Source organism: Rhodococcus sp. NPDC060086 (genome assembly GCF_042730275.1).
In the GTDB taxonomy this organism is placed as follows: domain Bacteria; phylum Actinomycetota; class Actinomycetes; order Mycobacteriales; family Mycobacteriaceae; genus Rhodococcus.
In genome coordinates this window covers 45,882-72,730 of the sequence record NZ_JBHWWZ010000003.1, presented here as the reverse complement: position 1 = coordinate 72,730, position 26,849 = coordinate 45,882, and the positions used below count along the sequence as shown (strand labels likewise).

Below are 26,849 nucleotides of genomic sequence, written 5' to 3'. Positions count from 1 at the left end.
TACCCGCTCATCGGACCTCCACGATGCCGTGAGCACCGCGCTCGGCGTCGACCATCGAGTGCGACACGAACGGATAGTGTCCCGGCTCTGGGAATTCGAGTTCGACGAACCCTCCCTGGGCCGGGAACAATCCGAGGGTCTGGCTTCCTCCGGTGCCCGGTTGCAGGCGGTAGTCGCCCTCCGACCAGACGGTGTCGAACTGTCCGCCGACGATGTGGAACGCCGATCCGCGGTTCGGTCCCGCGGCGAGCACCCAGATGCGGATGCGTTCGCCGACCTCGGCGACCAGGGGGTCATGGTCGTACTGGTTCGCATATCCGTTGAACACCACCAGATCCGGATTGTCGGCGACGACCTTGTCGGCGTCGGCTTCACCGCCCTCGGGTCCCAGATACAGCTCCGACTGCACCATGACGTACTCGCGGTCTACCGGTGGCAGGTCGGGCGGGTCGATGATGACCGCACCGAACATCCCGTTCGCGATGTGCAGTGACATCGGCATCGTCGAGCAGTGATACATCCACATTCCCGCGCGGGTCGCGGTGAACCGGTAGACGAGCGATTCGCCCGGCTCGATGGTGCGCATCGGTTCGTCCGGGGACAGCGAACCCGCGTGGAAGTCGATGGAGTGACCGATGGTCCCGTCGTTGACGAGGGTGACCTCGAAGATGTCACCGACCTTCCCTCGAAGTGTGGGACCAGGGGCGGTGCCACCGAATGTCCACAGGCGCTGCGTGATCCCGGGCGCGACTTCACGTTGCTCGTCCGTTGCGGCCAAGGTGATCCGGTGATCGGCCGACGTTGCAGGCGCGACCGGATCGTGCGCGACGAAGCCGGCATCGGGGTGCGCGCCGAGGCTCCGCGACACGTCGGACGAGTTGAGGGAAACTGCTTGGGCATCGGGCCGGTGTTCGGTGTGGACACGGTCGTCGACGGCACCGGTCGGCTGCACGGTGAGCGTCATTCCCATCTGGCGGTGCCCGGCAACGGAGCACCATCCGTCCACCTGTCCTCCTACGAGTCCGACGTCGAGCGTCGCAGTCTCATCCGGATCGATGCGACCGGTGCGGGCGCCGTTGGCGAGAACCAAGTCGTGCCGATCGGTGCCGGTGTTCACGAGCGTGACCACCAGGCGATCCCCTATCGGCACGTCGAGGACGTCGGGAACGAATCGCATGCCCTCGATCCGCACCTCGACTTCGGTGGTGTGCCCACTCGCCGTCACGTTTCCGGTATCGGCGGTGGAGATACCGACGGCGGCCGGATCGGCCGCGATACCGGCGGCCGCGGCGAAGACGACGACGCCCACGCCCGCTGCCGCGGCCCGGATGCGTCTGCGTGCCGGAACAGGTTCGGGACGGCCCGGTTTCGACGGCATCCCACGCAGGCGCCGGGCGACCAGGACCGCGCGTACGGCCAACGGCAGGAACGACGCGAACGCCACCAGAACGAGCACCGAACACGCGACTCGCACGAGGCTCGGCACTGGCAGGACACACACTAGCAGACCCGCATTGGCGATCGACAGGCGCCACGGCGCGCCGCGCTCGAGTTCGGTTATCGCTCCCTGCACTGCGGCACGACCGCCGATGACGACAGGAACGAGATACGTGAGGGCGCCGAGCAGCACCTGGACGAGGAAGCCGGCGAGCAGCGCTGCGGTCACCGACCCCGCTGTCTCGGTCGCTTCCAGTGGAGTCGATGCCGTCGCCAGTCCCACCGTGAGGTACGTGAGTGAGCCGAGCAGCCACATGATGCCCGCGAGCACAGACAACGTCGCGAAATCGGCGGGATGCTTGCGGCGGATCTCGTCGAGGTGTGGTTCGAGGACGTAGGCTGCGGCAGCGAGATATCCGAGGGCTCCCGTGGCTGTGACGAGGGGTATGCCCGCGATTGCACCGACGACTCCCACTGTGAGACCGAGGAGTAACGCCGGGAGTCCGCGCCGCGCTGCGGTTTCGACACGCGCCGCCATGCGGGTCCGCAGCATCGTCGGCCATAGGGTGACGAGGGTGCCCAGCACCGTCAACCCCACCCAGCCCAGGACGTTGACGGCCGAGTGAGCGAGCACGAGCCGCTCGTGCAGTTCGCTGGGCAGACCGACATTCGCCATGGCGATTCCGATCCCCGCACCGATCGGCAGCATGGACGCCGCAGCGATGTAGTAGCGCACGGTGTGCCCGAATCGGGACGGCAGCGCGGCCCGCAGACGCTGCAGCAGTGTTGTCCCGTGCCATCCGGCAACCCCTGCGACGACACACCCACCGGCCACTGCCGCGGGCCACCATCCGGTCAGCATGCCGGCGATGACCGCGACTGCACCGGAGTTGAACACGATCAGCCGCGCAGTGTCGGCGCGGCGGGTACCTCCGGCAGGGCGCCGGAGCAGGGCATCGGTGAAATGTCCGCTCCAGATCAGGATCGCGTTGCTTCCGGCCCCGAGTCCGAGCAGATGGACCAGGAGCCAACCGGATTGCGGAACCCATCGGTGTGCGACGGACACCACGACCAGTGCCGCGAACCACGCGGCAACCACCGTGCCGGCGCGAAGATGCCAGCTTCCACGCTCGTTCACGAGTCGCTCCGCGGACTGCAGCACACCGGGGGAACTGTGGGATCGGGAAGGAAGAGCCGGCACGCGCCGGGTTCGGCGAAGGGCAGAAGGTCGAGCCCGGGGCCGGTCGGTGCGCCGATCTCTTCGAGCGCGCCCTCGACGATGCCGAGGTGGACCTGGCAGACGATGGTCGGGTAGCGGCGCGCGGCGTCGAGCAGGGGGCACATCGGCAGCGCGACACCGAGCGCGGGTCCGCGGTCGTGTGGAGCGAACCCCAGCCGTGTGAGCAGGTCGAGAGCGTAAGCGTGTGGATCGTCGGTGTCGCAGTCGGATTCGTGGGCGAGTTCGCGGCCCCACTCCCGTCCGGCGGCGCGTGCGTCGCCTTCCGGGTCGCTGCTGGTACGGGCGATGTGCCCGGCGAGAGCGGTCGCGAGTCCTGCGTAGTCGCGACCGGACAGGGCGGGATCGGCGGCGGGCATGGGCCGATACACCTTGGCGGGACGTCCGCGTCCTCGGGCCGGTTCGGTGGTGCGTTCGACGAGGCCGTGGCCGACCAGTGCGTCGAGGTGTTCGCGCACGGTGTTCGCGTGCAGACCGAGTCGCTCGGCGATGTCGTTGATGCGCGCGGGGGCGTGGGCACGGACATCGTCGAGGACGGTGATCCGTTGGGGTGACAGTGCGAGATGCGACGCCGGTGTCGGTGTCGCGTGCGGCCCGGGTCGAAGTTCCCTATTTTCCACGGGAATAACTGTAGTAAATTGATCGATGAAAGGCCACCCCGCCGCACGCCTATCGCGGCGCCACCGAGAGGAGCCGTCCATGAGTGCCGACCAGGTCGTCGTTGCCACCAGCGCAGAGGATGCGCGTGCTGTAGATGCCGTCAAGAGCCACCACAGTGAACTCGCGGGACGCATCGCGATCCTCAGCGAGGCATTGCTCGACGCTGCCTCCACCGGAAAGGATGTCGACGCACGACGTCGTGCGATGGTCGACTATCTCACCGGTACCGTGCTGCCGCACGCAACTGCGGAAGAGCGCGCGCTCTACCCTGCGGCGGCCGGCCGCCGTGAGGCGAAGCTGCTCGTCGAATCCATGATCGCCGTGCATCGTGTCCTCGGCGGTCTCGTCGACCGGACTGCGAAGGAACCCGATCCGGTGCGTGCAGCTGCGGCCGCGTACGCGTTGAGGGTGGTGTTCGAAGCGCACCTCGTCGACGAGAACGACCGGATCCTCCCGCTCGTCGCCGCAGATCCGGACGTCTCACTGGCCGGCATTCTGGACGGTATGCACGAACTGCTGGGCGCGAATGCGGAACCGGAGGGCGACAGTCACGCGTGCGCCTGACTCGAATTTCGGCGGCTACATCCGCGTGAGGATCGCGACGAGGTCCTGGATCTCGTCGGCCGTCGGTGTGGTGAGGTTGTCGTGACCGTAGACGAAGCCGATACCCGCATACACCAGGGTGCCTGCGCGGATCCGCGCTTCGCGGTCGTCGAAACCCAGTTCACGAAAGGCGTTCTCGACTACCGACATGATGCGCTGGTCGAGGGCTCGCACGGATTTCGCCACCTGCGGGTCGGTGCGAGCCCAGTCGCGTATCGCCACCTCGGTGGCCCAGGCGCGGTCCTCGACGAGCGTCGCACCCATGTGCGCGAGACGGTCGCGGACGGGCATCTCTTCGATACTCGTCAGTCCGCGCAGCGTGTCGTTGTCGTGCGAGCAGTAGCGGGTGGCGATGGCATGCATCAACTCGTCGATGTCGGTGAAATGCCAGTAGAAGCTGCCCTTGGTGACACCGAGGTCGGTGCACAACCGTGCGATCTTCACCGCGTTGCGGCCCTCGGCGACAAGCAGTTGCAGACCCGCGTCGGTCCAGTCGTCGAGCGAGAGCCGCGGCCGGCGGGTGGAGGCGGGATTCTTCTTCTCCGATTGCCGAGTCACGACCACTTCTCCTTGTTCTGCGCTGGTGCGAGATTACACGTCGGGTAATGAGATGGGCGCATTGACCAAACCGTACCGTATGGTACTGTGAGGGCCGTCACGATCCGTCGTGTTCTTGTCAATCTGGGTGGGATCGACACGAAAGCGCATGATGCAACGAATCAGTCGCAGAACACTTCTGGCCGGAATGACTCTGGGGGCAGGCGGGGGAGCATCACTGGTGTTCGGCGGCGGACGGGCCGTTGCCGAGGGGCCTGGCATTTCGAATCCGCTGCTGTTTCATTCGCCGCGACTCGAACCGTTCGTCGATGAACTGCCCGTACTCCCGCGTATCGACAGTGCGACGGTGTCGATCGATGCCACGACCACATCGCACAGCTTCCACCGCGACCTCGCCCCGGGCCCCGCCCTCGCCTACGGCGACCGCAGCTATCTCGGACCCGTCGTCGTCGCCAGGCGCGGGCGCGAAACCACGATCGACTACCGCAACCGCATCACATCGCACCCCTTCGCCGCCGACTTCGACACCTCACTGCACGGGCTCTCCGAACACGACCGCACCGCGGTGCCCACATCGATGCACCTGCACGGCGGCGTCACGCCGCCCGAGTTCGACGGACACCCGAAGCAGATCTCGCGCCCCGGCCAGGGCTACACCTACCGGTTCCCGAACCGGCAGGAGGCCACCACGATGTGGTACCACGACCACGCGATGGCCGTCACCCGGCTCAACGTCTATGCCGGTCTGGCGGGGCTGTATCTGCTGCGCGACGAATACGACACCGGCGAGCCCGGCAACCCGCTGGGCTTGCCCACGGGCGCACACGAACTCGACCTCGTCCTGCAGGAAAAGATCGTGAACAGAGACGGCACACAGAGCATCCGCTCGACACCCGTCGTTCCCCAGGGACGATGGGAAGGCGGAGCCGTCGGCGACGTGGGCGTCGTCAACGGCAAGATCTGGCCCGAAGCCCGCGTCGACCGCGGCCTGTACCGCATGAGACTGCTCAACGCGGCCTCGTTCAGCGTCTGGGATCTGCACTTCTCCGGCGGTATGCAGTTCTGGGTGATCGGGATGGAAGGCGGCCTGATGGATGCCCCCGTTCACACTGGCCGCGTGCGGCTTTCGCCGGGTGAACGTGTCGATATCCTCGTCGATTTCGGTGCCCTCGAACCCGATTCGACGGTCGAACTGCGCAACACCGAACCTGCCGCGCCGCAGGCCGCGCAGATCGGTGCGGTCCTGATGCCGGTGTTCATGCGCTTCCGCGTCGGGACGCAGCGAGGTTTCGCCGGCCCCGTCCCGGAGACACTGCGCGGCGGGCGTGGGCAACCCCCGGTGGTGGGTCCGATCCCGGTGCCCCAGACGATACGCAACGTGTCGCTGAGCCAGCCGTCGGATGTTCGACTGCCTCCGTCGATCATGTCGCTCAACAACCTCACCTTCGACAGCGACGACATCGAGACACCCCGGCAGGGCGCGATCGAGCAGTGGAACATCGTCAACGCCACCCCTGACCCGCACCCGATCCACCTGCACCTCGTGACCTTCCGCGTTCTCGGGCGCCAAGCGATCAACACCCTCGCGATGTGCGCGCGGCATCCGCAGGGGCCGCTCGGTATCAAGTGGACTCCCGACGCCGACCCGTTCGTCGTCGAACCGCTTCGCGGCCCCGAACCGTGGGAGACGGGTTTCAAGGACACGGTGATCTGCAATCCGAACTCGGTCACGCGCATCGTGGTGCGCTTCCCGACAGCCGAAGAACTCGGCTTCGACCCCGACGCGACCTTTTCTCCTGCGGTGCACACGTTCGACGACCACGCGCATGTGATGCCGCACCACGGTGACGGTGAACTGCATGGCGGTGAACTACAGGGCGGTGAACTACAGGGATACGTGTGGCACTGCCACATCCTCGACCACGAAGACCACGACATGATGCTCGAATATCGGACGGTGCCATGACTTATGAAGTAGTAGACCACTTCCAGCGCATTCCCTACGAACCCGCGTCCGACGGCCGCGTCGAGATGCACTCAGGGCTGAGCAGGCACTATCCGACCCTTCACGGAAACCTGGTTGCCGCACCGGGATATTCACGCAAGGTGGGCGTGATCATGTGTCACCCGGCATCGAATTTCCTGAGCCACTTCCTGCTCCGCGCGATCGCGAATGCAGGCATTCCCGCGATGGGGCTCAACACCCGATACGCATCGAACGAACCGGCTCTGATCATGGAACGCGCGGCATTCGATCTCGGCACCGGCGTGCGCTGGATGGCCGAGGAACTGGGCTTCGAGAAGGTTGTGCTGCTCGGCTTCAGCGGCGGCGGCTCGCTGGCGTCGTTCTATCAGTCGCAGGCCGAGAACCCCACTGTCACCGAGACACCGGCCGGCGACCCGGCGTCCTTCCCCGACGCGAAGCTGCGTCCCGCCGATGCGGTGCTGCTCGTCGGCGCACACCCCGGACGCGCACGAGTACTGCGGCACTGGATCGACGGCGCGGTCCTGGACGAGGCAGACCCGTACCGCGTCGACCCGGAACTCGATCTCTACGCACCGGGCAGGGCCGCACCGCTCGACCGTGACTGGGTTGCCGGCTACCGCGACGCGCAGCTTGCCCGCATGCGCCGCATCGATGCGTGGGCGCTCGACCAGCTCGACGAGATGGACCGGACCGGTGCATCCGACCGAGGATTCGTCGTGCACCGCACTGTGGCCGACCCGCGCTTCGTCGACATCACCCTCGATCCCAGCGACCGCGAGCTCGGGAGCATGTACGGCGACCCGGCCGCCGCGAACACCGCAGCGGGCGGCCTCGCTCGATTCGTGACGGTGCGCAGCTGGCTCAGTACATGGAGCTCCGACCGCACCAACGCCGACGCCCTCGAAGACCTGGTGCACGTCGACGCACCGGCAATGGTGATGAGCCTGCTCGGCGACCAGGCTGCGTTCGCGGAGGATTCGCGCCTGATGCACCAGGCGCTGGGCGGAGACACCGAACTGATCGAGATGCGCGGACTCAATCACTACCTGGTGGACCAGCCGGGTGGCCTCGACGACGTCGTCGGCCGCATCACCGGCTGGGTCCGCCGCACCGTTCTCGAGGAGGCAACGCCATGACCGGGACACTCGACGCGAGGATGATCCCACCGGCACAGGACCGCTGCCCGAGTCGGTTTCCCTATTGGCAGGCCGTCGAGCGTCCGGGCGTGGCGCGGGTCCGGAACCTCATCCGCAAGGTCACGGGTTTCGACATCCTGCACGACGACGAGACGGCCCGTGCTCTGTGCAACGATCTCTTCAGCGGCGACCCCACCGCGGAACGGTTCGTCGGGGAGGTCTATCACGGCGATCTCGGCCCGAAGAAGACGCGGGAGTTGCTCGATGCGGCGCTGACCGACGGTATCGATACCGTGCCGGATGCGCCGGAGGCGATGAAGGCGCTGTTCGAGGAGTTCGAGACCGTCCCCGGCTGGGTGCAACCCGAACTCGTCGAAGAAGGCGCGAAGATCTGGCGACGCTGGGGCACAATGCTGTTCAGCTTCGCGGGGGCCGAAACTCTCGAAATCTACACGGAATCCGCTGTCGCGACCCCGTTGTCGCTCGCCGGCGGCTACGCGGGCGACAACGCTCTGCGCCGCTACCTCGAGACCTGTCGATTCTGGTGCGACGTTTCCGAGCCGGGCGCATTGCTCACCCCCGGATCGGTCGGGCGCGCAACGGCACTCAAGGTACGTGTGATGCACGTGTCGGTGCGCGACCGCGTCGCGAAGCATCCCGAATGGGACGAGGAGAAGTGGGGGCTACCGATCAGCCAGACCTACATGCTGCTCACCCTCATCGCCGGCAGCCTGACTCCGGGCCTCGCCCTGTGGACCCTGGGCTATCAGACGACTCCGCGAGAGATACGCGCGCTCATCCACTTCCAGAAGTACATGGGGTACCTGCTCGGCGTGCGCATCGACTGGTATCCGGAGACGATCGGCGACAGTATCCGCACGCTGCTCACCACCGTCGTGTCCCGTTCCTACGATTCGGGCGATCACGGTAAGGAGCTGATCGAGTCGTACCCGAAGGCGTTCGCGCCCCGCGACGGTCAGCGGGGACGCAAAAGACTCCGGGCGGCATACAACTTCCGGATCAACTCGGTCTACTCGGCGATGTTCATGGGTCCAGGTACGCGTCGCAAATATTCGATGCCGACGGTCCTTCCGTGGCTCGTCATCCCGATCGTGAGGTTCCCGCTCATCACCGCAATGGAGTTCGCACGTCGTGTCCCCGGGATCGCCGGTGTACACGAGAAGATCATGGTTGCGCATCGCGAGAACTGGTACCGCGCCCAGATGGACGGGCGAGAAGCACAATTCGACGCCAGTGGCGCACTACGGCGCTGACTACCCACATACGGCGCTGAATCCACACACACCGGAGGAACAATGGCGGCACTGCAGATCGTCGAGGCCTGGAACGGTCCCGGAAGGCGCGACGGAGAGATCACCCAGGTTGTCCCCAGCGACAACGGTGCTCACCCGTCGACCGACAAGCACGCATTCGAACACTGGTACTTCGACGCGCATCTCGACGACGGCCGCATCGTCGTCGCGATGCTGCAGACCCGGGAGCTGGTGCATCGCAAGCCCGGCGTCGAGATCCACGTCTACAGCGCCGGTGGTGAGCGCCGGACGGTCGTGAAACAGTATTCCGACTCGGATCTCACCGTGTCGGCGGATCGGTGCGACGTCGAGGTCGGTCGCAGCTTCGCGAAGCTGACAGGCGAAGAAGACGGGCTGCCCGTCTATCGCGTGTCGGTGACCGAGGAGGATCTCGCCTTCGACCTCACCTTCACGGTCGAGGTGCCGCCGTGGATGCCGGGCCGCGGACAGACCAGCTACAACGACCGCGAGTTCTTCGCGTGGGTCGTCGGCGCACCCCGCGCACGTGTCGCGGGGACGGTGACGGTCGACGGCGTCACCACCGAGGTGACGGGCCGCGGCTACCACGACCACAACTGGGGCGTGGGCGACATGAAGCGGATCATCTCCAAGTGGTACTGGGGCCGCCTCTACACCGAGGACTTCTCCCTGGTCTACGCGATGGTGCAGACCCAGAAGAAATACGGGGCGCACTGGTCGCAGCCGGTGATGATCGCGCACGGGCGAGAAGTGGTCCTCAGCAACGGTGAGGTCGAGATGACGGAGGGTCCTGCCGTCTACGACCCGGTCGCCGACCGCACCTATCCGTCATGGTTGCGGATCACGGTCGCCGATTCACTCGAGCTGACGCTGACGGTTCGTGAGATCGTCCACGCCCACAATCTCCTCGAGGACATTCCCGTCGCGTCGAGCAAGCTCGTCAAGCCGCTCGTGCACTGGCTCGTGGGTCGTCCGGGCTACTTCCGGTTCCGTTCCGATTTCACCATGACCGTCACCATCGACGGCGAACAATACGATCGTTCTGGTTCGACGTTGCACGAGATGGTAGCCCTGGCATGACGGTTGACCTCGAGTACCTGCACGGGTTCGGCAACGAACACCACAGCGAAGCGGTCGAGGGAGCGCTGCCGTGGGGGCAGAATTCGCCGCAGCGAGCCCCGTACGGGCTGTACGCCGAGCAGCATTCTGCAACCGCGTTCACCGAGCCGCGTGAGATCAACACGAGGAGTTGGACCTACCGGATCATGCCGTCGGCCGCGCACAGGCCGTTCGAGCGGATCGATGACCGCGGCTGGGTGTCTGCGCCGTCGGCCGCGACGGTACTGACTCCGAACAGGCTGCGGTGGGATCCGCAACCTGCGCCGCCCGCCGGGGTCGATTTCGTCGACGGCATCACGACCTACGCCGTGAACGGCAACGTGCACGACCGGACGGGCATTGCAATACACATGTATGCGGCGTCGGTATCCATGACCGACCGGTACTTCGTCGACGCCGACGGAGAGCTGCTGCTCGTCCCGCAAGAGGGCGGGCTGCTGCTGTGCACCGAATTCGGGAGGCTCGCGATCTCGCAGGGGGAGATCGCCGTCGTCGGACGGGGTGTGCGGTTCCGGGTGGAACTGCTCGACGGCACGGCCACCGGGTACGTCTGTGAAAACTACGGAGCCGCCTATCGACTGCCCGAACTCGGTCCGATCGGCGCCAACGGGCTCGCTCATGCGCGCGACTTCCTCTACCCCACAGCGTGGTACGAGGATCGTCTCGGGCCGGTCGAGCTGGTACAGAAATTCGGGGGTCACCTGTGGGCCACCGAACTCGACCATTCGCCGCTCGACGTCGTCGCGTGGCATGGAACGCACGGCGCCTACAAATACGATCTGTCGCGCTTCAACGTGATGACGACGGGAGGGTGGGACCACCCCGACCCGTCGATCTTCACCGTCCTGACCTCGCCGACGCCGGTCGCCGGACAGGCCAACGTCGACTTCTGTGTTTTTCCCGACCGATGGGTCGTCGGCGAACACACCTTCCGGCCACCGCATTTCCACCGCAACGTGATGACCGAGTTCATGGGGCTGATCCGCGGTCGACACGATTCGAAGGCCGAAGGCTTCGTGCCCGGCGGAGCCTCGCTGCACAACCAGTGGGGCGCACACGGACCCGACCGCGAGACCTTCGATCTCGCGTCCGCTGCAGAGCTGGCGCCGGTGAAACTCGAGAACACGACGTCGTTCATGTTCGAAACCCGCCTCGCCCTCGCCGTCACCGAGAGGGCACTGTCTGCATCCCATCGTCAACCCGACTACGACTCGTCGTGGGCCGGACTGGAACGTCGCTTCACCCCACCCTCGAAATAGGAGCCCTTCATGACCGACACTGCAGCTCCCGTCACTCCGGCTCCGGTGGTTCTGCCGGAACCGCTGCTGCGCATCGGCGGCCGGGCGGTCCCCGCCCGGTCCGGCGCGCAGTTCTCGTCGATCAACCCGGCGAACGAAGAAGTGGTGGCCGAAATCGCACGCGGCGGCGCCGACGACATCGATGCCGCCGTCGACGCCGCCCGCGACACGTTCGACTCGGGTGCGTGGTCGCGGATGGCGGGCGCCGAGCGGGGCAGGATCCTCTCCCGCGCCGCCGATCTCATCGAACAGCATGCGCCGGAGCTGTCGGCGCTCGAAACCGCGGAGATGGGCAAGCTGTATGCCGACACCGTCGCGGGCGACATTCCTGCCGCCGCTGCATCGTTCCGGCACTACGCGGGCTGGGCCGACAAGATCGCCGGTGAGGCGATGATCCTGCCGGACGTCGGGCCACAACACCGCTTCGGCTTCACCCTCCGTCAGCCGCTCGGTGTGGTCGGTGCGATCACGCCGTGGAACAACCCGACCGTGGTCGCGGCGTGGAAGATCGCCCCGGCGCTGGCGGCGGGCTGCTCCGTCGTCGTCAAGCCCGCGGAGGACGCCTCCCTCGCCGTGCTGAAGCTCGCCGATCTGCTCGCGGAGGCGGGCGTGCCCGACGGCGCGTTCAACGTCGTGCCGGGTGTGGGGCCTGAGGCGGGGGCCGCGCTTGCCTCACACCAGGGCATCGACAAGATCACCTTCACCGGCAGCCCCGCCGTGGGCAAGACCATCACGTCGCTGGCGGGGGAGAAGTTCCGCAAGGTGACCCTGGAGTTGGGCGGCAAGGCCCCGCAGCTGATCTTCCCCGACGCCGATCTCGAGGCATCACTGCCGTGGATCGCGATGGGCAACTTCTACCACCAGGGCCAGGTGTGCGCCGCGGGCACCCGCGTGATCGTGCACGAATCCATCGCCGACCAGGTCATAGAGGGACTCGTCGAGTTCGCGCGTAGCGCAGTGATCGGCGACCCGTTCGACGCCGGTACCACCCAGGGCACCATCGTCAACCGCAAGCAGCTCGACCGTATCCTCGGATACATCGAGAAGGGCCGCAGCGAGGGGGCGGAGCTGCTCACCGGCGGCACCCGCGTGGGGGAGAAGGGCTTCTTCGTGCAGCCCACCGTGTTCCGCGGCACCAACGATCTGACGATCGCGCGCGAGGAGATCTTCGGGCCGGTCGCCACGGTCATCACGTTCAAGACCACCGAGGAAGCGGTGCGGCTCGCGAATGCGACCCAGTACGGTCTCAACGCCTTCATCTTCAGCCAGAATCTCTCCACCGTGCACAGTGTGATTCCGCAGCTGCGGGTCGGAACGGTGTGGGTCAATGGCTGGGGTGTGCCCGATCCGGCACTACCCTGGGGTGGTCGGGACGCCAGCGGCATCGGGCGTGAGCTCGGACGCAGCGGTCTCGAGGCGTTCACCGAGGAGAAGACGGTTCACCTCGGTTACTGATCCCGGACAGAAATGGAACACCGAGTGACTGACGCGGATACGCAGAACGAGTCGGCGGAGAAGGCCGGCTCCACAGGTGCACTCGGGGAGATCAGAGTGCTCGAACTGGGCACCCTGATCGCCGGGCCGTTCGCCGGGCGGCTGCTCGGCGACATGGGCGCCGACGTCATCAAGATCGAGGACCCGACGCGTCCCGACCCGCTGCGCACCTGGGGGCAGGGCGAGCGGGACGGTCACCGGTTCTTCTGGACCGTGCACGCACGCAACAAGCGGTGCATCACCCTCGATCTCCGTTCGCCGGACGGGCAGGACCTCTTCCGCCGGCTGGTCGCCGAATCCGACGTCGTCGTCGAGAACTTCCGTCCCGGCACCCTCGAGAAGTGGGGACTCGGCTACGACGTGCTCTCCGAGGTCAACCCGGGCATCGTGCTCGCACGGGTCTCCGGATACGGGCAGACCGGGCCCAAGGCCTCGCACGCCGGATACGCATCGGTCGCGGAGGCGGAAAGCGGTCTGCGGCATCTGAACGGCTACCCGGGGCAGGCTCCGCCGCGCCTCGCACTGTCCCTCGGCGACACGCTCGGCGGCATGTTCGCGGTCCAGGGCGTGCTTGCGGCCCTGTTGAGCCGCGAACGCACGGGTCGCGGGCAGATCGTCGACGTCGCGTTGACCGAGGCGTGCCTCGCGGTCCAGGAGTCGGTCATCCCCGACTACGACGCTGCCGGGGTGGTGCGCGGCCCGTCCGGCACCCGCCTCGAAGGTATTGCGCCGTCGAACCTGTATCGGACCTCCGACGACATGTGGATCATCATCGCCGCCAACCAGGACACCGTTTTCCGGCGTCTCTGCGCAGCGATGGATCGTCCCGAACTGCCCGTCGACGCGAAGTTTGCCGACCATCTGGCACGCGGCGCCAATCAGGACGAGCTGGACGATCTCATCGGAGCGTGGGCAGCGAAGTGGCCGCTCGCCGAGCTGCTCGAACATCTCTCGGAGTCCGGTGTCGTTGCCGGGCCGGTCAATACGGTGGCCGAAGTGGTCGCCGACGAGCAGTTCCAGGCGCGCGACATGCTGGTACCTCATCGCGACGAACGCACCGGCGCCGACGTTCTCGGGCCCGGTGTGGTGCCGCGCCTGACGGACACTCCGGGATCGGTGCGTCGCGCCGGCCCGCCGATCGCCGGTTACGACAACGCCGCCGTGTACGGCGAGCTGTTGGGCGTGACCGAGGACGAGCGGGCCGATCTGCGCGAACGCGGTGTCATCTAGCGGCGGTGTCGTCCGAAGAGATTCGGCTCCTCGTTCAGCCTGGGAGGCCGATCGTCTTGATTTCGAGGTACTCCTCGAAACCCTGCGTGCCGTTGCGCCTGCCGAGACCGCTCTGTTTGGTGCCACCGAACGGGCTCGTGATTCCGAAGAAGGAGTTTCCGTTGACGGTGACACTGCCGGTACGCATGCGCTGTGCGACGGCCAGCGCCCGATCGTTGTCGGCGCTGCTCACCTCACCGGACAGTCCGTAGATCGAGTTGTTGGCGATCGCAACGGCCTCGTCGTCGGTGTCGTAGGCGGTCACGGTGAGCACCGGGCCGAAGATCTCCTCCTGCGCGATGCGGGAGTCGGGATCGACGTTTCCCAGCAGCGTCGGCTGGGTGTAGTAGCCCGTGGGCAGGTTCTCCGGAATGCCACCGCCGGTGATGAGGGTCGCGCCGGATTCGACACCGTCGGTGATCAGGCCGAGCACCTTCTGACGCTGGGTTTCGCTGATCTGCGGGCCCTGCATGTTGCCGGCGACCCACGGGTCGCCCACGGGGAACGATTCCATCGTGGCCTTCAGCACCGCGATGCCTTCGTCGTAGCGGCTGCGCGGTAACAGGATCCGGCTGGGCAGGATGCAGCTCTGCCCCGACATCACGCACGCCATCACGGCGGCCATGGGAAGGGACGCGCTGAGGTCGGCGTCGTCGAGCACGATGTGGGCCGATTTTCCGCCGAGTTCGAGCATCGTCTTCTTGACCGTGGGTGCGGCGGCGGCCAGGATCGCTCGTCCGGTCGCTGTCGACCCGGTGAACGTGATCATGTCGACCCGCGGATCTGCCGACAACGCCGCGCCCACCTCGTTGGCGTTCGACAGCACGACGTTGAAGACGCCTGGCGGAATATCGGTCTCCTCGGCCACGATCCGTCCCAGTTCACTCCCGGACCACGGGGTGAGCTGCGCCGGTTTGAGTACGACGGTGTTGCCTGCCATCAGAGCCGGCATCGTCTCGGCGACATTGAGATAGAACGGCACGTTCCACGGGGTGATTGCGCCGACGACCCCGACGGGGTCGAAGTGCAGGAGCCGTCGCGCCGGACCCATCACGGTGGAGTGCCTTCCCGTGTCCTGCAGATAGTCGAAGCTCCGGCCGTATTCGGCCCAGTGCTTCACTTCCTCGATCGGCTCTTCGATCTGGCTTCTGGTGACCCCGATGGGGCAACCGACTTCCGTCACAACTATCCGCCGCAGGCGCTCCATGTTCCTCGTGAGTGCCTCGTGAAGCTGGCCCAGGCAGTGGTAACGGAATTCGACGTCGCGTGACCATTCGGTCGTGTCGAATGCACGGCGGGCGGCGCCGATAGCGCGTTCCATGTCGGATACGGTGCCGTCGGTGGCGCTGCCCACGACTTCTCCATTGCCGGGATGGATCACGTCGAATAGTGCGCCGCTTCCGGTGTGTTGTAGTTCGCCGTCGATCAGCATGCGATCGTCGCCGGCCAATATTCCGGTGTCGTCCTGTACTGACGTCATTTCGCTCCGTTCGGTTGTACGCGTTCGGGGGCTTGCCAATGTCGCGACATCAAGACGGGGAATCGGTCGCGAGACTATACGGACGTCATCGATGGCGAGGTGATTCAGCGAAATCGTCGAGACACGGTCACGACCGCAATCAGGGCACACGTGTGCCCTGGTGACGGTGCCTGCTTTGTGTTCTGTTGTGGAACTACGCGACCAGATCCGGCCTGCTTCCCGGTATCGGCCTACGGAACAGATCGACACTCGCCGGCGGAATGAATTGTGGCCGACGTTCGTCAGTCATTTCGACTTCCCAGTCGGTGTGGTGCATCAACCTGTGGTGATGACCGCAGAGCAGCACCAGGTTGTCGAGGTCGGTGTCGCCGCCGTCGACCCAATGGGTCAGGTGATGGGCATCGGCCCAGGCCGGCGGTGTCGAACAGTGCGGGAAGGCGCATCCGCCATCTCTGACGGCCAGGGCTCGACGTTGTGCCGTCGTCGCAGTCCGGTGCGTCCGCCCGTGTGCCAGCGGTACGCCGTGTTCGTCGAGCAGGATCCGGGTGACCTGGCAATCGCACGCGAGCATCCGAGCAGCGTCGATCGACAACGGACCCGCCCACGGTTCGGTCGCGTACCCGTGTTCGGGTGAGTGAGCGAACAGTTCCTTCACGGCGGTGTTGTTCGTCAGATCTTTGATCGATGCCGTGACCGTCACGTGTGGCTTCACCCCGCCCTCGACGGGGACGAGGCCGGCGGTTTCGACGCACTGCAGGAGTTGATCGAAGGCATCGGCGTTGCGCTTCGACGCGGGGCGGTCGTCTTTGATGCCTCCGGCCTCGGGTCTTGGTGCGGCCAGCGGCGAGAGGAGGTGGCGGAGGCGGGCGCCGGTGACGGCGTCGAACTCGCCTTTGATGACGACGCGTCCGTGCAGGGTGGTGGAGACGAACAGTTCATTGCGCGAGGAGTCTTCACCAGGTGGTGGTCCCTCTCCGGTGCCGAAGAGATGCTCGAGTCTGCGGATCAACGCCCGCACGGTGGCTTTGGTGGCGACCGTGTCGGAGGCGTGCTCGATGAGGATGTCGCGGGCTTTCTCGAAGTCGCAGGGGTTCATGGTGCGGGGGTAGTGCTGGCAGAAGTACGCGATCTGCCGGGCTTTCTCCGCATCGAGCAGGCCGGAGGAATAGGCGTCGCGAACTTCAGGTTCGAGTCTCAGCAACTTTGCCAGTGATTCGATGCGGTGGCATTCGCCGATCTCGAGATTCGTTGCTGCGCACAACCAGTGCGCGGGGCTGCGGTAGCCGTGTTCTTTGACGGTGTCGCGTTCGTACATCGCGATCATCAGATCCACGCGGTGCACCTGCGACGTATGGATTTCGGCGCTGACGGCGAGCGTCTCGGCCATCAGCTGCTTGTCATCGAATTTCCAGGTATCCCCACCCATGATCGAATTGTATAGAACAAATATTCGACTGGCAAGTATCCTGCGAACATTTGTTCTATGCCAGTCATTTCGGTGTTGCGGGGCATGTTCATTCGGGCGCGGTGCACCTAAGGTGGAACTTGTTTCAGTTGCCCACCGTCTCTTCTCGAGGAGTGCCGAATGCACACACCCCTATGCGACCAACTCGGCATCGAGTTCCCGATCTTCGCATTCACCCACTGCCGCGACGTCGTCGTCGCCGTGGCCAAGGCCGGTGGCTTCGGCGTCCTCGGTGCCGTCGGCTTCACACCCGAAGAGCTCGAAATCGAGCTGAACTGGATCGATGACCACATCGGCGACCGTCCTTACGGCGTCGACATCGTGATTCCGGGCAAGTACGAGGGCATGGATTCCAACCTGTCCGCCGACGAGCTGACGAAGATGCTGCAGTCGATGGTGCCGCAGGAAACCCTGGAGTTCGCCCGTGGAATTCTCACCGACCACGGCGTTCCTGTGCCCAAGGACGACGACGATAACGCGTTGCAACTTCTCGGCTGGACCGAGGCCACCGCCACGCCTCAGGTCGAGGTCGCGCTGCAGCATCCGAAGGTCACTCTCATCGCCAATGCGCTCGGTACTCCGCCTGCCGACATGATCGCGCACATCCACGACTCGGGTCGCAAGGTTGCGGCGCTGTGCGGTTCCCCGTACCAGGCCCGTAAGCACGCGGATGCCGGAGTCGACATCATCATCGCCCAGGGTGGCGAGGGCGGCGGACACTGCGGCGAGGTCGGCTCGATCGTCCTGTGGCCGCAGGTCGTCAAGGAGGTCGCGCCTGTTCCTGTGCTGGCAGCCGGCGGCATCGGCAGCGGCGAGCAGATCGCCGCTGCGCTGGCGTTGGGCACGCAGGGCGTCTGGTCGGGTTCTCAATGGCTCATGGTCGAGGAGGCCGAGAACACGGCGGTCCAGCAGGATGCCTACATCAACGCAGGCAGCCGCGACACCGTGCGCAGCCGTTCGTTCACCGGCAAGCCCTGCCGCATGCTGCGCAACGACTGGACCGAGGCGTGGGAGAAGGACGAGAACCCGAAGCCGCTCGGCATGCCTTTGCAGTACATGGTTTCCGGCATGGCTGTTGCCGCCACCCACAAGTACCCGGACGAGTCCGTCGATGTCGCGTTCAACCCGGTGGGCCAGGTCGTCGGCCAGTTCACCAAGGTGGAGAAGACCTCCGCGGTCATCGAACGGTGGGTCCAGGAGTACCTCGACGCGACAGGCACCCTCGAGCGACTGAACAACGCCGCGAACGCATAGAACTCCGCCCGTGCGTGGTTCTGGTAGCGGGGACTACCGGAACCACGCACGGGCGGTCACGCCGGTGGCGTCATGAGTTCCCCGAGGTTCGTCGCCGAACCTCCGCCATCGCGGCACAACTGCACCGTCGCGGCCCGTCGGCCCGGGTACTCGATGCACGGCATGTTCCTTGCCCCTCGCACCGCAATCGGCGAATCGGCGGGCAGTTTGCAGTACAGATCCGTCGGCGTCTCCGGCACATCGAGCTCGGTAGGGGAGCGCCGCTGCTCGGGCGGAAGGAAACCCTCGATGCACGGCGGAGGATCGTTGTACGAGTTGACGAAATAGGTGTTCTGCGAAGGATTGTCGACGTTCGGCAACCCCGCGGATTGCGTCGACGCCATGATCGACGGGAACAACACCAGCATCTGCTCGAGCGAGGGACGGTACACGGCCGCAACCTGTTCGACGGTGATCAGGTTCGCGAGCAGCAGCGGCATCGTCGGCTCCATCTCCTCGAACATCGCCTGCACCTGCGCAGCGGCGGGTGCAGCGACATCGAGCAGCGCACGAATGTCCGCATCGGATTCGCGCAGTTGTGCGGTAGTTCCCGCGAGGGCGCCGGCCCATTGCGTGATCGACTCCGACGCCGTGATATTCGTTTCGAGCAGGGGGCCCGCCTGATCGAGCAGCGCCGCGATGGTGTCGGCGCTGTCGGCACCGTCGGCGCTCACGGCCGCGGCAGCGTCGATCAGCGTCCGTAGAGCCTCATCGGATTCACCTACTGCCGTGTAGGTTTCGTCGAGTAGCGTCGCAAGGCGGTCGTTCCCGACGGACTGCAGGGTCTCGTCGAGTTGGTCCAGCGCCCCGGCGATGGGCTCGGGAAGCGACACCTGCGCTGCGGCGACGACGGCACCGTCGCGCAGATACGGTCCCTCCTCGCTCCCGGGCAGGAACTCGAGGTACTGCTCACCCACCGCCGACATACTGCGGACCTGCGCCGGTGCATCCATAGGCACAGCGACCCCGGAATCCAGCGAGAGCACTGCTTCGGCCCCCGAGGTGTTCATCGCGACATCGGTCACCCGTCCTATCTCGAAGCCCCGATAGGTGACATTCGCCGACGGATACAGTCCTGCGGCATCGACGAGTTCGACGCGGACCTCGTACCTGCCGACCCCGAGCAGCTGCGGCAGGTTCACGACCCACAGCGCCACTGCCAGCACCGCAGCGATACCGATCGTGAAGAACACGATCAGCCGGGCACGCAGAGCTACGGTGGGACTCATCGGGTTGCCTCCTCGATGGGCGGAACCAGCAGCGACACGAGGTCGGGGATCGGAGGACCCGACCCGGTGAGAGCGCCTTCGAACGGCGTCCCGAGCAGCAGTGCGTTCTCCAGCGTCGGGAGCGTGAGGTCGAGGATGACCGTGCCGTTCGCATAGTCACCGCGGACCGCATTCTTGTAGGTGTCGATGGGGAACGGGAACGTCAGCAGGTAGCGCAGCGACTCGGTCAGCGAATCGCCCGTGCCCGCGAGCGCCGCGAGGACCGGCTCGAGGTCTCGGAGATTCGCGACGGCGTTGTCGCCGCCGGCTTCGACGACCTCCGTGGCGACACGGCCGAACTGCCCCAGAGAATCGACGGCCCTCGTCAGATCTTCACGCTGCTCGTTCAATACCTCGAGAGTGGGGGCGAGCTGATCGGTAGCGGCCGCGAGGCGCTGGTTGTGCTCGGCGACCTCCGCGGCGAGCGCGTCGACGGATTCGATCGCCCCGATGATCTGCTCTTTCTGACCGTCGAGTCCGACGAGCACGGTGTCGAGACGGGTGATCAGTGCCCGCGCCGACTCCTGACGTCCGTCGAGAGCGGTGTTCAGTTCGCGGCTGATCTCCTGCGCTTGTGCGAGCCCGCCGCCGCTGAGTACCAGCGACAGCGACGACAGCGTCTGCTCGGTCGTGGGGAACAATCCCGCCCGGTCGAGCGGAATGACGTCGCCGTCCTCCAACCGGCCCTGCGGCGCTTCGGCTGTCGGTGCGTCCAGCTCGACGTGCGCGGAACCGAGCAGGCTGGTCTGCCCGATCTTCGCGGTCGCGTTGGCGGGAAGCTCGCTACCTTCGTCGAGCATCACCGTCACCACCGCGTGCCCGTCGGCGAGCTGCAGATCGGCGACGCGCCCGATCGTGACGTCGCCGGTCCGTACACGCGAATTCCGTTCGAGTGTGGTGACATCGGGCATCTCGATGATGACCTCGTATGCGCCGTCGCCCCGGCCATGGGTGCCGGGCAGTTCGAGTGAATTCAGTCCGCGCCACTCGCACCCCGCGACCAGCACGGTGAACATCAGTGCAAGTGCGATCTTCGACAGTCGTGAGGTCACGGTCCCCCCGGGAGCAGGAGTTCGGAAAGGTCGAGTGGAGCGACCACCGGCACCGGTGGAGAAAGCACCTGCTGGGGTTCGAGATCGGCTTCGGTGTACACCAGCTGATCGGGCAGCGCCCCGACCCCGCGAGTGGGATTGATGCGCACGGGCGGGTATTCCATCGTGAGCAACGGAAGGATCGGGCCGAGGTACTGCACGCACAGTTCGGAGCCGGTATGGGCATCGACCTGCTCCGCCGCGGCAAGGGCCGAGCACACGAACTGGGCCGGATTCGCGAAGTTCGACAGCGCCAGCGCGGACACCACGGTGTTGTGAGCGGGCTGGTAGATGCTCTGCAGGTTCGACAACGCGGTCGGCGCGACATGCAGGACCTGCGCGATTCCGTCGCGCTGCGCTGCGAGCGTCTCGGTGAGCGCGGCGGTGCGATCGAGCGTGGTGTCGATGTTCCCACGGTTGTCGCGCACGAAGCGTTCGACGTCGACGAGCACCGTGTCGAGGGTGGCGAGCGCGGCGCCCATGTCGTCGCGGTTGTCGTCGAGAGTCTGCGTCACGGACGCGAGGTGGGTGTGAAGAGAGACGATCTGGCTGCTGCTGAGCGACAGTGCCTCCACGAACACCTGGAGATTCCCGATGGTGCCGAACATGTCTTCACGTCCGTCCGAGATGGTGCGCAGCGCAGCAGACAACTGTTCGAGGGACTCGCGCATCGCCGGACCGTGCCCTTCGACGTTGGCGGCAGCGGTGTCGAGGACCTCTCCGAGAGGGCCCTGCGGGTCGTCGACGGTCGGCCCGAGTTCGGTGGTCAACCGGGTCAGTTGTTCGGTGATCTCATCCCATTCGACGGGCACTGCCGTGCGCTCGAGCGGAACCGCGGCTCCCGGGGAAAGTTCCGGCCCGCCCGTGTACGCGGGAGTGAGCTGCACGAACCGCGCCGAGACCAGCGTCGGGGCGAGGATCGCGGCCTGCGCGTCTGCGGGTAGGGGCCGATCCGAAGTGAAGGTCACCAGAACGTGGTTGCCGCGCGGTTCGATATCGGTGACCCGCCCGACCTCGACGCCCATCACCCTCACGTCGTCGCCGACGTACAGGCCGCGACTCGTATCGAACTCGGCGGCGTATTCGACCGACGAACGCCACGGCGCCACCGTGAACGACAGCACCGCGACGAGTGCCAGCACGACCAGGGGAACGAGCCAGGTGAGAAGGGGGCGTACGCGGGTCATCGGCCACCTCCCACCGGGGCGATACCCGCACCTTCGAGCGCGGCGGTGAGCGCGGGCTCGATGATCTGCGCAGGCAGCAGATTCTGGATATACGAGTTGAAGAACGGGCCCGACGCGACCGCTTCACCGAGTTCGGTCGCGTAGGGGCCGAGCCGCTGGATCGCCAGGGCGATGTCGTCACGGTTGCGGGTCAGGATGTCGAGCACCGAGTTGACCTTCTGCAGCGTAGGAGCCAGCTGCGCTTCGTTGTCGACGATGAGGTTTCCGATCTCGACCGACAATGCCTGCACGTTGGCGAACAGCGTCTCGAGCGAACTGCGGCGGCGGTCGAGTTCGGTGAGAATGCGATCCGCGTCGACGATCAGCGAATCGATTGCGGTACTCCGCTCGGCAAGCACGGTGGTGACTTCTTCGGCGTGCCGAAGCAATTCGCGCAGGGATTCGTCGCGGGAGGCGACCGTGCCGGACAGTCGCACGACTCCGTCGAGGGCTGCGGCGACGTCGTCGGGGGTGTCGCGCAGGGTGTCGGACAGGACGTCCATGGAGGTGCGCAGTTGTTCGGCATCGAGTTCTGCTGCGGTCTCGGTGAGATCGCCGAGGGCATCGGTGAGCTGATACGGAGCGGTGGTGTGGTCGACGTCGATGGTGGTGTCGGGGTCGAGGGTTCCCGGCCCGGCGGGGCGCACACGCAGGTGCCGTGCGCCGAGTGCTGTGGCCGTGGCGATCTCGACGGTGGTGTCGGTGCCGAGGACGACGTCGTCGGTGACGGTGAAGGTGACGGCCACGGCATCGTGGTCGATCTCGATGTCGGTGACCCGCCCCGCGTCCTTGCCCGACACCTGCACGGCGTCGCCGGTGTTCAACCCGCCGGCGTCGACGAATCGGGCGCGATAGGTGCTGCCGTCGTCGACGAACGGGAGTGCCCGGATATTCAAGGCGCACAATATGAGCACGATGATCGCGACGGAACCCACGACGCCGACTCGGACCTGATTCATCTCACGGAATTGGGTCATTGTGGAGTGCACCTGCCCGTGGTCTGCCCGAACAGCGGAGAGGTGAGGGTGTTTCCGGACGGATCGCTGACCTTGATGAGCATGCCGCACAGGTAGTAGTTGAAGAACCCGCCGTAGGCGCCGAGGCGGGTGAGCGAGGCATACGCTTCGGGAAGTTCGGTGGTCAGTTGTTCGATGGTGTCGCTGCGCGAGTCGAGTAGCGTTGCCAAGGTTCCTGTTTCGCGGATTGTGCCCGCGAGTGGGGCTCGAGCCTCGGTGAGGAGCGCGGCCACCTCTGCGCCGGCCGCGTCGATATGGGCGACGGAGTCGGCGAGCAGGGTGCTGTCCTGAGCGAGACCGGACGCGAGTTGCTGCGCGCGGTCGAGAGCGGTGTCGATCGTGTCGCGGTGTGCGGCAAGGTTTGCCAGCACCGAGTCGAGGTTCGCGACGACCTGACCGACGAGGGCATCGCGGTCGGCGATACTCGAGGTGAGCGACGCGGCGTGCACGAGAATCGATTCCACGGAGCCACCCTGGCCCTGGAGCACGGTGATGAGATCGGCGGACAACTGGTTGACCTGCTCGGGTTCGAGCGCCCGGAACAGGGGCTTGAAGCTGCCGATCAGCACGTCGAGGTCGAGCGCGGGTTCGGTGCGGTCGGTTCCGATGATCTCGCCGGGTTCCATGGGGGTGGCGTCGCCCGGCCCGTCGGACAGTTCCAGGTACCGGTCGCCGACCAGGTTCAGATAGCGGACGGTGGCCACGGCCGCTCGGGTGGGTGTGTACGAGGACTCGACGTCGAACACGATCTCGATGCGGTTTCCGTCGGTGTACTCGACCGACGACACTTTCCCTACCTCGACACCGGACACACGCACGAACTGGCCTTCCTCGAGTCCGGACACGTCGTCGAATACCGCCCGGAATTCGGTGGTGTCGCCGAATCGGACCTGGCCGAACACGACGAACAGTCCGCCGAGGATCAGCAGCATCACCGTCGCGTAGATGCTCGCCGCGACTGCCGTCCTGGTCATGAGGGCGCTCCGGAGAGCAGTTCGAACAGTGAGTCCGGCACGAACACCGGCGACGTGTTGCCCCGCTCGAAGGGATTCGCACCGGTGCGCGCGACGAGGTAGGGGGCCGGTGTCTGTTCGGGTTCGACGACCGGCAGCAATCCGCAGCGAGGTCCACCGGTGGCCTCGACGACCGGCAGGTGCCGCGGGTACTCGTACGGATCCACACCCAGCAGGAACGTGGAGTTGAGCATCATGGTTGCTCCGTTGCCTCCGGACGCCGGTTCGGCGAGCATGCGGGCGCGGTCGGCGCCCTGGAAGAAGCAGGGCAGCACCGGGGAGTATTCGTCGAGGAGTGATGCGGTGGGACGCAGCAGCTCGAGGACTTCGACGATCTCCTCGGTGTGCGGACCGACCACGCGGAGTCCTGCGTCGCTCATGCCGGTGGCGGCGAGGAGGACTTGGTCGAGGTCGTCGGCGCGGTCGACGATCGTGCCGCCGGTGACGGCGAGGTTGTCGAGCGCATCGACCAGATCGTCGGTGGCGCCGGCGTAGATGTCGGCGGAGGCCTCGGCTGCGGCCAGGGCGCGGTCGATGACGTCGAGCCGAGGTTCGATCTGCGACAGGAGCACGTCGGCATCCTCGATCGCTCCGCCGAGGGCATCGCCACGTCCGCGAAGCGCGGAGGACAGTGCACCGAGGGTGCTGTTGAGCTCGGCGGGATCGACGGCCTGCAGCACACCCGACAACGACTCGAAGACGGTGTTCGTCTCCACCGTGACGTTCGAGGCGAGCAGAACGGTGCCGTCGGACAGTCCCGTCGGTCCCGGTATCGGCGGGTCGGTGAGGGTGACGTACTTGGCGCCGAAGACCGTGGTGGCGCGAATGTCGGCTCCCACCCCGGCAGGGATCCGTGCAGCATCGTCGGGGTCGAGGCTCAGTTCGACGACAGCTCCGGACGGAGTGTGCGCGACAGAGGTGACAGTGCCGACCTGCACCCCGTGCGCTTTGACCATCGATCCGCGTTCGAGCATCAAACCGGCCCTGTCGCTCTCGACGGTGACGGTGATTCCGGGGGCGAACGAGCCGCGGAAGCTGTGGTAGACGAGAAGCAGGACGGCGGCGATCACGACGACCAGTGCGGCCGTGACGACCTTCGGGAGCCATGTGGGGGACTGACCGGCGGGCATCGGATCACCCAGCCAGGTGCAGCTGCCGGCTGCTTCCGTAGAGGGCCAGGGAGATCAGCAGGGTCACGGTGACCACGCCGATCAGCGACATCCGCACGGCGCGCCCTGTTGCGACACCGACGCCGGCCGGGCCGCCGGTGGCGGTGTACCCGTAGTAGCTGTGCACGGTCATCACGACGACGGCCATCGTGATGGCCTGGAGGAACGACCACAGCACGTCGGCGGGACGCAGGAATGTGGCGAAGTAGTGGTCGTAGACGCCAGGTGACTGGCCGAGCACGACGACCGTCGCGATGCGGCTCGACAGGAACGACGCGAGCACCGACAGCGCATACAGGGGGACGACCGCGATGAGGCCTGCAAGGATGCGGGTGCCCACCAGATACGGAATCGAGCGGATGGCCATGACCTCCAGTGCGTCGATCTCCTCACTGATCCGCATCGCACCGAGCTGGGCCGTGGTGCCCGCGCCGATGGTTGCGGCCAATCCCACACCCGCGACCACGGGCGCGACCACTCGGACGTTGACGTACGCGGACAGGAACCCGGTGAGCGCTTCGACGCCGATGTTGCCGAGTGAGGTGAAGCCTTGGACTGCGACGGTGGCGCCTGCGAACAGCGTCAGGAAGCCCATGATCGCGACGCTTCCGCCGATCATCGCGAGGACGCCTGTGCCGAGACCGATCTCGGAGACCACACGCAGGGTCTCGCGCGGGTAGTGGCGTGCGGCACGGCCGGTCGATACGAGAGCGCCGACGAAGAACATGACCTGGCGACCGACGGAGTCGATGCCCCGCGACACGGATCGGGCCGCACGTTTTCCCGCGAGTACCCCGCGGCTCGCCGTGAACGCCACGAGGTTCATCGGCCCATCACCGCGATCCCGACCGTGGTGAGCAGCATGTTGGCGAGGAACAGTGCGACGAACGCGAACACGACGGTCTCGTTGGCGGCCTCGCCGACACTTTTCGGGCCGCCGGTGACCGAGAGTCCCCGATAGCACGCGATGAGTCCGGCAAGGAGACCGAACACGGCGGCCTTGAGTTGGGAGAGCAGGAGTTCTCCGGGCCCTACGAGCAGGGTGACCCCCGCGGCGTAGGCGCCGGGGTCGACGTTCTGCAACATCACGGAGAAGAAGAACCCGCCGGTGAGCCCGATCGCGCACACTGCACCGTTGAGCGTGACGGCGACGGCGGTCGAGGCGAGTGCCCTGGGGAGTACGAGCCGTGCGGCGGGATCTATCCCGAGTACTTCGAGCGCGGCGATTTCGTCGCGGATGGTGCGGGAGCCGAGATCGGCGGCGATCGCGGTCGCGCCCGCGCCGGCGACCACGAGGACCGTGACGAGGGGCCCGATCTGGGTGATCGCCCCGAGGCCCGCGCCGGCCCCGCTGAGGTCTCCCGCGCCGATCTCGAGCAGCAGTGTGTTGAGGGTGAACACCACGAGCACGGTGAACGGAATCGACATCAGCACGGTGGGGACGAGGGAAACCCGAGCGATGAACCAGAATTGGGTGAGGAATTCACGCCACTGGAACGGCGCGCGGAACAACCCGGTGAAGGCGTCGAGCGACAGCGAGTAGAAGCCACCGAGTGCGGATGCAACGTTCCGAGACACGGAGGTTCGAGACACGGAGGTTCGAGACACGGAGGTTCGAGACACTGAGGTTCGGGAATTCGACACCATCGGTGCTCTCGCCTCCCCCACGGATCACGCTCCCGAACTACGGGTTCCGCCAGACCATACCGCAGGGTATGTGGGGCGACAAGGGAATCGG

22 protein-coding genes are annotated in these 26,849 nt (G+C 66.1%); 9 read left to right on the top strand and 13 right to left on the bottom strand.

Annotation, left to right across the window (positions count from 1 at the left end; translation table 11 throughout):
• Positions 1 to 7 precede the first annotated feature (7 nt).
• Positions 8 to 2,575: a multicopper oxidase domain-containing protein gene (locus ACFWB0_RS03150; RefSeq protein ID WP_378488972.1), complete on the bottom strand. Its 2,568-nt coding sequence runs from the start codon at positions 2,573 to 2,575 to the stop codon at positions 8 to 10.
• Positions 2,572 to 3,294 carry a helix-turn-helix transcriptional regulator gene (locus ACFWB0_RS03145; RefSeq protein WP_378488971.1) on the bottom strand — a complete coding sequence of 241 codons (723 nt, stop codon included), beginning with the start codon at positions 3,292 to 3,294 and terminating at the stop codon, positions 2,572 to 2,574. The genes ACFWB0_RS03150 and ACFWB0_RS03145 overlap by 4 nt, the downstream gene beginning before the upstream one ends.
• A gap of 79 nt (positions 3,295 to 3,373) precedes the next feature.
• On the opposite strand from ACFWB0_RS03145, the gene ACFWB0_RS03140 reads away from it, so the two are divergent.
• A complete protein-coding gene (locus ACFWB0_RS03140; protein WP_378488970.1) occupies positions 3,374 to 3,898 on the top strand; it encodes a hemerythrin domain-containing protein in 525 nt (174 codons plus the stop codon).
• A gap of 15 nt (positions 3,899 to 3,913) precedes the next feature.
• Here ACFWB0_RS03140 and ACFWB0_RS03135 read toward each other — a convergent pair whose 3' ends face one another.
• Positions 3,914 to 4,495, bottom strand: coding sequence for a TetR/AcrR family transcriptional regulator (locus ACFWB0_RS03135; protein ID WP_378488969.1), 582 nt, complete (start codon positions 4,493 to 4,495; stop codon positions 3,914 to 3,916).
• A 187-nt stretch (positions 4,496 to 4,682) separates the two neighbouring features.
• Here ACFWB0_RS03135 and ACFWB0_RS03130 point away from each other — a divergent pair, with 187 nt between their 5' ends.
• Genes ACFWB0_RS03130 through ACFWB0_RS03100 form a run of 7 tightly spaced genes read left to right on the top strand, consistent with a single transcriptional unit; the run spans position 4,683 to position 14,051 of the window.
• A complete protein-coding gene (locus ACFWB0_RS03130; protein ID WP_378488968.1) occupies positions 4,683 to 6,461 on the top strand; it encodes a multicopper oxidase family protein in 1,779 nt (592 codons plus the stop codon).
• Positions 6,458 to 7,618, top strand: a complete 1,161-nt coding sequence (locus ACFWB0_RS03125) for an alpha/beta hydrolase (RefSeq protein ID WP_378488967.1) — start codon at positions 6,458 to 6,460, stop codon at positions 7,616 to 7,618. The genes ACFWB0_RS03130 and ACFWB0_RS03125 overlap by 4 nt, the downstream gene beginning before the upstream one ends.
• Positions 7,615 to 8,892, top strand: coding sequence for an oxygenase MpaB family protein (locus ACFWB0_RS03120; protein WP_378488966.1), 1,278 nt, complete (start codon positions 7,615 to 7,617; stop codon positions 8,890 to 8,892). Before ACFWB0_RS03125 ends, ACFWB0_RS03120 begins: the two co-directional genes overlap by 4 nt.
• Before the next feature lie 42 nt (positions 8,893 to 8,934).
• Positions 8,935 to 9,990 (top strand): lipocalin-like domain-containing protein, encoded by a 1,056-nt coding sequence (locus ACFWB0_RS03115; protein ID WP_378488965.1) that lies wholly within the window; start codon positions 8,935 to 8,937, stop codon positions 9,988 to 9,990.
• Positions 9,987 to 11,288 (top strand): homogentisate 1,2-dioxygenase, encoded by a 1,302-nt coding sequence (gene hmgA, locus ACFWB0_RS03110; RefSeq protein WP_378488964.1) that lies wholly within the window; start codon positions 9,987 to 9,989, stop codon positions 11,286 to 11,288. Before ACFWB0_RS03115 ends, hmgA begins: the two co-directional genes overlap by 4 nt.
• A gap of 9 nt (positions 11,289 to 11,297) precedes the next feature.
• Complete coding sequence (locus ACFWB0_RS03105) at positions 11,298 to 12,782, top strand: aldehyde dehydrogenase family protein (protein ID WP_378488963.1); 1,485 nt, start codon at positions 11,298 to 11,300, stop codon at positions 12,780 to 12,782.
• A gap of 24 nt (positions 12,783 to 12,806) precedes the next feature.
• Positions 12,807 to 14,051 carry a CaiB/BaiF CoA transferase family protein gene (locus ACFWB0_RS03100; RefSeq protein WP_378488962.1) on the top strand — a complete coding sequence of 415 codons (1,245 nt, stop codon included), beginning with the start codon at positions 12,807 to 12,809 and terminating at the stop codon, positions 14,049 to 14,051.
• Positions 14,052 to 14,085: 34 nt separating this feature from the next.
• Here the strand turns inward: ACFWB0_RS03100 and ACFWB0_RS03095 are convergent, their stop codons facing one another.
• Both ACFWB0_RS03095 and ACFWB0_RS03090 read right to left on the bottom strand, forming a co-directional pair.
• Positions 14,086 to 15,570, bottom strand: a complete 1,485-nt coding sequence (locus ACFWB0_RS03095) for an aldehyde dehydrogenase family protein (protein ID WP_378488961.1) — start codon at positions 15,568 to 15,570, stop codon at positions 14,086 to 14,088.
• A 193-nt stretch (positions 15,571 to 15,763) separates the two neighbouring features.
• Entirely contained in the window at positions 15,764 to 16,996 is a 1,233-nt protein-coding gene (locus ACFWB0_RS03090) for a DUF222 domain-containing protein (protein ID WP_378488960.1), read from the bottom strand.
• A gap of 159 nt (positions 16,997 to 17,155) precedes the next feature.
• Here ACFWB0_RS03090 and ACFWB0_RS03085 point away from each other — a divergent pair, with 159 nt between their 5' ends.
• A complete protein-coding gene (locus tag ACFWB0_RS03085; RefSeq protein WP_378488959.1) occupies positions 17,156 to 18,289 on the top strand; it encodes a nitronate monooxygenase in 1,134 nt (377 codons plus the stop codon).
• A 56-nt stretch (positions 18,290 to 18,345) separates the two neighbouring features.
• Here ACFWB0_RS03085 and ACFWB0_RS03080 read toward each other — a convergent pair whose 3' ends face one another.
• Genes ACFWB0_RS03080 through ACFWB0_RS03045 form a run of 8 tightly spaced genes read right to left on the bottom strand, consistent with a single transcriptional unit; the run spans position 18,346 to position 26,689 of the window.
• Complete coding sequence (locus ACFWB0_RS03080) at positions 18,346 to 19,557, bottom strand: MCE family protein (RefSeq protein WP_378488958.1); 1,212 nt, start codon at positions 19,555 to 19,557, stop codon at positions 18,346 to 18,348.
• Complete coding sequence (locus tag ACFWB0_RS03075) at positions 19,554 to 20,648, bottom strand: MCE family protein (protein WP_378488957.1); 1,095 nt, start codon at positions 20,646 to 20,648, stop codon at positions 19,554 to 19,556. The genes ACFWB0_RS03080 and ACFWB0_RS03075 overlap by 4 nt, the downstream gene beginning before the upstream one ends.
• The gene (locus ACFWB0_RS03070; RefSeq protein WP_378488956.1) at positions 20,645 to 21,874 is read right to left on the bottom strand and encodes an MCE family protein; all 1,230 of its coding nucleotides are present in this window, start codon (positions 21,872 to 21,874) and stop codon (positions 20,645 to 20,647) included. Before ACFWB0_RS03070 ends, ACFWB0_RS03075 begins: the two co-directional genes overlap by 4 nt.
• Positions 21,871 to 22,890, bottom strand: a complete 1,020-nt coding sequence (locus ACFWB0_RS03065) for an MCE family protein (RefSeq protein ID WP_378488955.1) — start codon at positions 22,888 to 22,890, stop codon at positions 21,871 to 21,873. Before ACFWB0_RS03065 ends, ACFWB0_RS03070 begins: the two co-directional genes overlap by 4 nt.
• Positions 22,887 to 23,903: an MCE family protein gene (locus ACFWB0_RS03060; protein WP_378488954.1), complete on the bottom strand. Its 1,017-nt coding sequence runs from the start codon at positions 23,901 to 23,903 to the stop codon at positions 22,887 to 22,889. Before ACFWB0_RS03060 ends, ACFWB0_RS03065 begins: the two co-directional genes overlap by 4 nt.
• Entirely contained in the window at positions 23,900 to 25,072 is a 1,173-nt protein-coding gene (locus ACFWB0_RS03055) for an MCE family protein (RefSeq protein WP_378488953.1), read from the bottom strand. Before ACFWB0_RS03055 ends, ACFWB0_RS03060 begins: the two co-directional genes overlap by 4 nt.
• A gap of 4 nt (positions 25,073 to 25,076) precedes the next feature.
• Positions 25,077 to 25,937, bottom strand: a complete 861-nt coding sequence (locus ACFWB0_RS03050) for an MlaE family ABC transporter permease (protein WP_378488952.1) — start codon at positions 25,935 to 25,937, stop codon at positions 25,077 to 25,079.
• Complete coding sequence (locus tag ACFWB0_RS03045) at positions 25,934 to 26,689, bottom strand: MlaE family ABC transporter permease (RefSeq protein ID WP_378488951.1); 756 nt, start codon at positions 26,687 to 26,689, stop codon at positions 25,934 to 25,936. The genes ACFWB0_RS03050 and ACFWB0_RS03045 overlap by 4 nt, the downstream gene beginning before the upstream one ends.
• Positions 26,690 to 26,849: the final 160 nt, after the last annotated feature.

What these genes read in the sequence shown, in the direction of transcription:
- ACFWB0_RS03140 (WP_378488970.1), top strand. Translation starts at nt 3,374, where the DNA reads ATGAGTGCCGACCAGGTCGTCGTTGCCACCAGCGCAGAGGATGCGCGT.
- ACFWB0_RS03130 (WP_378488968.1), top strand. Translation starts at nt 4,683, where the DNA reads ATGACTCTGGGGGCAGGCGGGGGAGCATCACTGGTGTTCGGCGGCGGA.
- ACFWB0_RS03125 (WP_378488967.1), top strand. Translation starts at nt 6,458, where the DNA reads ATGACTTATGAAGTAGTAGACCACTTCCAGCGCATTCCCTACGAACCC.
- ACFWB0_RS03120 (WP_378488966.1), top strand. Translation starts at nt 7,615, where the DNA reads ATGACCGGGACACTCGACGCGAGGATGATCCCACCGGCACAGGACCGC.
- ACFWB0_RS03115 (WP_378488965.1), top strand. Translation starts at nt 8,935, where the DNA reads ATGGCGGCACTGCAGATCGTCGAGGCCTGGAACGGTCCCGGAAGGCGC.
- hmgA (WP_378488964.1), top strand. Translation starts at nt 9,987, where the DNA reads ATGACGGTTGACCTCGAGTACCTGCACGGGTTCGGCAACGAACACCAC.
- ACFWB0_RS03105 (WP_378488963.1), top strand. Translation starts at nt 11,298, where the DNA reads ATGACCGACACTGCAGCTCCCGTCACTCCGGCTCCGGTGGTTCTGCCG.
- ACFWB0_RS03095 (WP_378488961.1), bottom strand. Translation starts at nt 15,570, where the DNA reads ATGACGTCAGTACAGGACGACACCGGAATATTGGCCGGCGACGATCGC.
- ACFWB0_RS03090 (WP_378488960.1), bottom strand. Translation starts at nt 16,996, where the DNA reads ATGGGTGGGGATACCTGGAAATTCGATGACAAGCAGCTGATGGCCGAG.
- ACFWB0_RS03085 (WP_378488959.1), top strand. Translation starts at nt 17,156, where the DNA reads ATGCACACACCCCTATGCGACCAACTCGGCATCGAGTTCCCGATCTTC.
- ACFWB0_RS03080 (WP_378488958.1), bottom strand. Translation starts at nt 19,557, where the DNA reads ATGAGTCCCACCGTAGCTCTGCGTGCCCGGCTGATCGTGTTCTTCACG.
- ACFWB0_RS03070 (WP_378488956.1), bottom strand. Translation starts at nt 21,874, where the DNA reads ATGACCCGCGTACGCCCCCTTCTCACCTGGCTCGTTCCCCTGGTCGTG.
- ACFWB0_RS03065 (WP_378488955.1), bottom strand. Translation starts at nt 22,890, where the DNA reads ATGACCCAATTCCGTGAGATGAATCAGGTCCGAGTCGGCGTCGTGGGT.
- ACFWB0_RS03060 (WP_378488954.1), bottom strand. Translation starts at nt 23,903, where the DNA reads ATGACCAGGACGGCAGTCGCGGCGAGCATCTACGCGACGGTGATGCTG.
- ACFWB0_RS03055 (WP_378488953.1), bottom strand. Translation starts at nt 25,072, where the DNA reads ATGCCCGCCGGTCAGTCCCCCACATGGCTCCCGAAGGTCGTCACGGCC.
- ACFWB0_RS03050 (WP_378488952.1), bottom strand. Translation starts at nt 25,937, where the DNA reads ATGAACCTCGTGGCGTTCACGGCGAGCCGCGGGGTACTCGCGGGAAAA.